3 protein-coding genes are annotated in these 5,406 nt (G+C 67.9%); 1 reads left to right on the top strand and 2 read right to left on the bottom strand.

Translation table 11 applies throughout. The annotated features are described in order from the left end of the window. Nucleotides 1-2,356 (bottom strand): efflux RND transporter permease subunit (locus ACTHK2_RS00705; protein WP_440243677.1); only part of this gene is annotated, 2,356 nt, incomplete at its 3' end. Between the two features lie 252 nt (nucleotides 2,357-2,608). Continuing rightward, complete coding sequence (locus tag ACTHK2_RS00700) at nucleotides 2,609-3,814, bottom strand: efflux RND transporter periplasmic adaptor subunit (protein WP_440243676.1); 1,206 nt, start codon at nucleotides 3,812-3,814, stop codon at nucleotides 2,609-2,611. A 294-nt stretch (nucleotides 3,815-4,108) separates the two neighbouring features. On the opposite strand from ACTHK2_RS00700, the gene ACTHK2_RS00695 reads away from it, so the two are divergent. Further along, complete coding sequence (locus tag ACTHK2_RS00695) at nucleotides 4,109-5,173, top strand: LysR substrate-binding domain-containing protein (RefSeq protein ID WP_440243674.1); 1,065 nt, start codon at nucleotides 4,109-4,111, stop codon at nucleotides 5,171-5,173. The last annotated feature ends 233 nt before the right edge of the window (nucleotides 5,174-5,406 follow it).

The following is a 5,406-nucleotide window of genomic DNA, read 5'->3' as shown; positions in this document are numbered from 1 at the left end:
CGCTGTCGCGGAACGAACCGTCCGCCTGCGCGATGACCTGCCAGGTGCGGCCGAACTGGTTGAAGTCGTTGACGTAGACCGAGCCGAGATAGGTCTGCAGGGTGTCGAACAGGCCGGTCAGCGAGACGCCCTGCGCCTTCGCCTTGACCCGGTCGACCTCCGCGTCGAGCTGCGGCACGTTGGCCTGGTAGCTCGAGATCGGGAAGCCCATGCCCGGCGTCTGCGCGATCGCGCCCTGCATCGACTGCACCGCCGTCTGCAGCGCGCCGTAGCCGAGGTTGTCGCGGTCCTCGATGAAGGCCTGGTAGCCGTTGCCGTTGCCGAGGCCGAGGATCGGCGGCGGCATCAGCGCGAAGGTGAAGCCGTCCTGCAGGCCACCGATCTTCTGGTTGATCTCGCCGACGATCTCGGCCGCGGTGCGATGGCGCTCGCTGAACGGCTTGAGCGGGAAGAACACCACGCCCGTGTTCGGCGTATTGGTGAACTGCAACGCATTGAGGCCGGGGAACGCGACCGCGTGCGCGACGCCTTCGGTCTTCATCGCGATGTCGGTAACCTGCTTGAGCAGCGCGTCGGTGCGTTCGATCGACGAACCTTCCGGCGTCTTCACGCCGGCGATCAGGTACAGCTTGTCCTGGGTCGGGATGAAGCCCGGCGGCACGATGCGGAACATGAGGCCGGTCGCGACCAGCAGCACCGCGTACACCGCGAACACCGCGGCGCGGCGCACCAGCGTGCGCGACACCGCGCCCTGGTAGCGGTCCGAACTGCGCTTGAAGAAGCGGTTGAACGGGCGGAACACCCAGCCGAACAGGCGTTCGATCAGGCGCGAGAGCGCGTCCTTGGGCGCGTCGTGCGACTTCAAGAGGCGCGCGGCGAGCGCGGGCGACAGGGTCAGCGAGTTGATCGCCGAGATCACCGTCGAGATCGCGATGGTGACCGCGAACTGCTTGTAGAACTGGCCGGTCACGCCGTTGAGGAACGCCATCGGCACGAACACCGCGCACAGCACCAGCGCGATCGCGATGATCGGACCGGACACTTCCTTCATCGCCTGGTGCGCGGCCTCGAGCGGGCTGCGACCTTCCTCGATGTTGCGCTCGACGTTCTCCACCACGACGATCGCGTCGTCGACGACGATGCCGATCGCGAGGACGAGGCCGAACAGGCTCAGGGTGTTGATCGAGAAGCCGAGCAGGTACAGCGCCGCGAACGTGCCGACGATCGACACCGGCACCGCGATCAGCGGGATGATCGAGGCACGCCAGGTCTGCAGGAACAGGATCACCACCAGCACGACCAGCAGCACCGCTTCGAGCAGCGTGCTCACCACCGCCTTGATCGAGTCGCGCACGAAGATCGTCGTGTCGTAGACGGCCTCGTACTTGATGCCTTCGGGGAAGCGCTTGGCCATCTCGTCCATGTTGGCGATGACCGCCTTCTGGATCTCCAGCGCGTTCGCGCCCGGCGCCTGGAAGATGCCGATGCCGACCGCGTTCTTGCCGTCGAGCTGCGAGCGCAGCGTGTAGTCGCCCGCGCCGAGTTCGAGCCGCGCGACGTCGGACAGGCGCACGATCTCGCCGTCCGCGCCGGCCTTGAGCACGATGTTGCCGAACTCTTCCGGCGTCTTGAGGCGCCCCTGCGCATTGATCAGCGTGAGGAAGTTGCTGCTCGGCATCGGCTCGGCGCCGAGCTGGCCGGCCGAGACCTGCACGTTCTGCTCGCGCATCGCCGCGACGACGTCACCCGCGGTGAGACCACGCGAGGCGACCTTGTCGGGATCGAGCCACGCGCGCATCGCATAGTCGCCGCCGCCGAAGATCTGCGCGTCGCCGACGCCCTGCAGGCGTGCGAGCGAATCCTTGACGTGCATGCGCGCGTAGTTGCGCAGGTACAGCGTGTCGTACTTGCCGCTCGGCGAAGTCAGGTGCACCACCATGAGGAAGGTCGGCGACTGCTTCTGTGTCGTCACGCCCTGGCGGCGCACGTCCTCGGGCAGGCGCGCGAGCGCCTGGCTCACGCGGTTCTGCACGCGCACGGCGGCGTCGTCGGCATCGGTGCCGGGACGGAACGTGACGGTCATCTGCAGCACGCCGTCGGAGCCGGCGACCGACTTGCTGTACAGCATGTCCTCGACGCCGTTGATCGCTTCCTCCAGCGGCGTCGACACGGTGTCGGCGATCACCTTCGGGTTCGCGCCCGGGTAGACCGTGCGCACGATCACCGACGGCGGCACCACTTCGGGATATTCGCTGATCGGCAGGATCGGAATCGCGATCAGGCCGGCGGCGAAGATCACGATCGACAGCACCGCGGCGAAGATCGGCCGGTCGATGAAGAATCTGGAAAAGTCCATGGGTTTGTCCTTGCGCGGCGCACGGCCGCATCCGGACCGCCTCCACCGGGGGGCGGCATTGCTGTGTGCTTTGGAAGCCGGGCGGCGCTGGCGCCGATCGGCCTGTCACCTACGTCGTTTTGTTCTTCGTCGTTCCTGCGAAAGCCGGAACCCGCGTCTCGTCTTTCGCTCAGTGGAAGAGCCGGCTCACGGCTTTCGCCGGACGACGAGCCCGTGGCTTTCTCGGGACGACGAGGAAGGGGTGCGCCGCGACTACTTCATCGCGACCGCATCCTTGCCCGCCGGCGCGGCGCTTTCATCCATCGCGATCGTCTTCGGCTGCACCGGCATGCCGGGGAAGAAGATCTTCTGCATGCCGCGGATGATCACGCTGTCCTGCGCTTCGAGACCGGAGTCGACCACGCGCAGGCCGTCGATGACGCGGCCGGTCACGATGTCCTTGCGCAGCGCCTTGTTGTCCGGGCCGAGCACGTAGACGTACTTGCGGTCCTGGTCGGTGAGGATCGCCTTGTCGTCGACGAGCATCGCCTTGAACTCGGCGCTGCCTTCGAGCTGCACGCGGGCGAACAGGCCCGGCGTCAGCGCGCGGTCGGGGTTCGGCAGCACCGCGCGCGCATGGATCGTGCCGGTGGCGGGATCGATGCGGTTGTCGACGAACTCGACCGTGCCCTTGTGCGGATAGCCGTCCTCGTTGGCGAGGCCGATGCGCACCGGGTTGGACAGCTCGGCGCGCTGCCCCTTGCGGGCGAGTTCGGCGTAACGCAGGTACGCCTGCTCGTCGCCTTCGAAGTCGACGTACATCGGATCCATCGAAACGACGGTCGTCAGCAGCGTTTCGTCGGCGCGCGCGAGGTTGCCGACCGTGATCATCGCCTTGCTGGTGCGGCCGGCGACCGGCGCGCGCACCTCGGTGAACTGCAGGTCGAGCTCGGCGGTGGTCACCGCGGCCTGCGCCGCGCGTACCGCGGCCTCGGCCTGCGCGACCGCGGCGTGGCGCGTGTCGAACTCCTCGCGCGAGATCGCCTTGGCGGAGACGAGCGTCTGCGCGCGCGCATCCTGCGTCTTGGCGAGCTGCGCTTCGCTGCGCGCACGCGCGAGGTCGGCCTGCGCCTTGGCGAGCTGGGCGCGGTACGGGCGCTGGTCGATCACGAACAGGAGGTCGCCCTTGGCGACTTCGCTGCCTTCCTTGTAGGCGACCTTGTCGACGTAGCCGCTCACGCGCGGACGCAGTTCCACCGTCTGGATCGCCGATACGCGGCCGGTGAAGTCGTCCCACTGGCGCACGTTCTTGACCAGGACCTGGGCGACGCTGACTTCCGGCGGCGGCGGCATGTGCGCCTCGCCGGGGGCGGCATGGCTGCTGCAGCCGGCGGCGACGAACGCCGCGGCGAAGGCGGCCGCGAGCGCGATCGCAGCCGGTCGCAGAATGGAGAAGCGGGAAGCATGGCGCGAGTTCATGTGCAGACCTCGGTTCTTAGATGTGAATTTGCGGAATCGTTGGCGTCGGCGGCGCGTCCGACGAAGCGTCGGGCGTTGCCGCCGATAGGGCTATTCGTTGTTTGCGCGACACCCGACGGGCGGCGATCCATCCATTCGACGAAGCAGGTATGCTCGGATCGACAGCGGGCGGGATCGGGTCGGCGACTGGCCTCGCGCTACGGAGTAAGGGCGTAGGTTCCCGTTAAATAGAGCTTGAATGAGGGAATGACCGTCCCGACATCGGGCCAATCCCTGCCCCGATCGGAGTCGAGCATGGCCCGCGACCTCAACGACACCCTGATTTTCGTGAAGGTGGTCGAACACGGAAGCTTCATCGCGGCGGCGCGTTCGTTGCGCCTTCCCAAGACCTCGGTCAGCCGCAAGGTGCAGGAGCTCGAGGAGCGCCTCGGCGCGCAACTCCTGCACCGTACGACGCGCAAGCTCGGCCTCACCGAAGCCGGCGCGATCTACTTCGAGCACTGCCAGCAGATCGCGCGCCAGCTCGACGAGGCGGAAAGCGCCGTCGGCCAGCTGCAGGGCGGCCCGCGCGGCTGGCTGCGCGTGACCGCGCCCTACTCCATCGGCATCACCTGGGTCGCACCGCTCCTCGGCGAGTTCTATGCGCTGCACCCGGAGCTCCGGGTCGAACTCGTCCTCACGCAGGAGCCGCTCGACCTCATCGCGAAGGAGCTCGACGTCGGCCTGCGCGTGGGCAACCTGCCCGACTCGAACCTCGCCGCACGGCGCCTCTCGGTGTTCCGTACCCAGGTGTATGCGAGCCCACTCTACGTCGAACGCTACGGCGAGCCGCAGCACCCCGACGAACTCGTGCGCCATCGCGCCCTCGCGATCCACAAGTCGCGCCTCAACGGCAACTACGCGTGGACGCTCGGCGACGGCAACCAGGTGAACGACTATCGCGTCGATCCCATCCTCGTCGCCAATGACCCGGGCCCGCTGCTCAGCGCGCTGCTGTCGGGCGAAGGCCTCATGCTCGCGAGCGACGTCACGATCAAGCCGTATGCCGAACTCGGCCACGTACGCCGCGTACTGTCCGGCTGGACCGGTCCCGAACTCGACTTCAACGCGGTGTTCCCGCGCGGCCGCGTGCCGTCACCGAAGGTGCGCGCGTTCATCGACTTCCTCGTCGACCGCCTCAACTTCGACGCCGACTACATGCACGTGCTCTGCCCGGACCTCTGCGCGCAGCAGCAGCAACAACGCGCCGACAAGGCCCTCGCCGCGGCGCTCGCCGTCACCGCGACCGCCGCGTCGGTGACCTCGCGCCCGATGCCGCGCCGCAAGCCCGAACCGGAACCGGCCCTCGAGGATGGTTGAACGCGTTACGGCCCGGCCATGAGCGCGAGAGCAAGCGCCGAGCAAGGCGTGTAGGGCGGGTCGAGTGTGTAGGGCGGGTCGAGCGCGCAGCGCGTGCCGCCGAAGCGCCTGGTCAAAGCGCAAGATCCATGTTCCAGGCTTGGGCTTTCTATCCCGTCGCATCGCCGCGGCGGGCCGAGCGCGGCGCGCGCGACCCCCCCCACACCAACCACCCCCCCAACACGCCGTGCAGG

Origin of the sequence: Dokdonella sp. (assembly GCF_051958935.1) — a bacterium.
Classification (GTDB): Bacteria; Pseudomonadota; Gammaproteobacteria; order Xanthomonadales; family Rhodanobacteraceae; genus Dokdonella_A.
The sequence above is the reverse complement of the archived record's forward strand: the minus strand, read 5'-3'. Positions and strand labels throughout refer to the sequence as shown.

What these genes read in the sequence shown, in the direction of transcription:
- ACTHK2_RS00700 (WP_440243676.1), bottom strand. Translation starts at nt 3,814, where the DNA reads ATGAACTCGCGCCATGCTTCCCGCTTCTCCATTCTGCGACCGGCTGCG.
- ACTHK2_RS00695 (WP_440243674.1), top strand. Translation starts at nt 4,109, where the DNA reads ATGGCCCGCGACCTCAACGACACCCTGATTTTCGTGAAGGTGGTCGAA.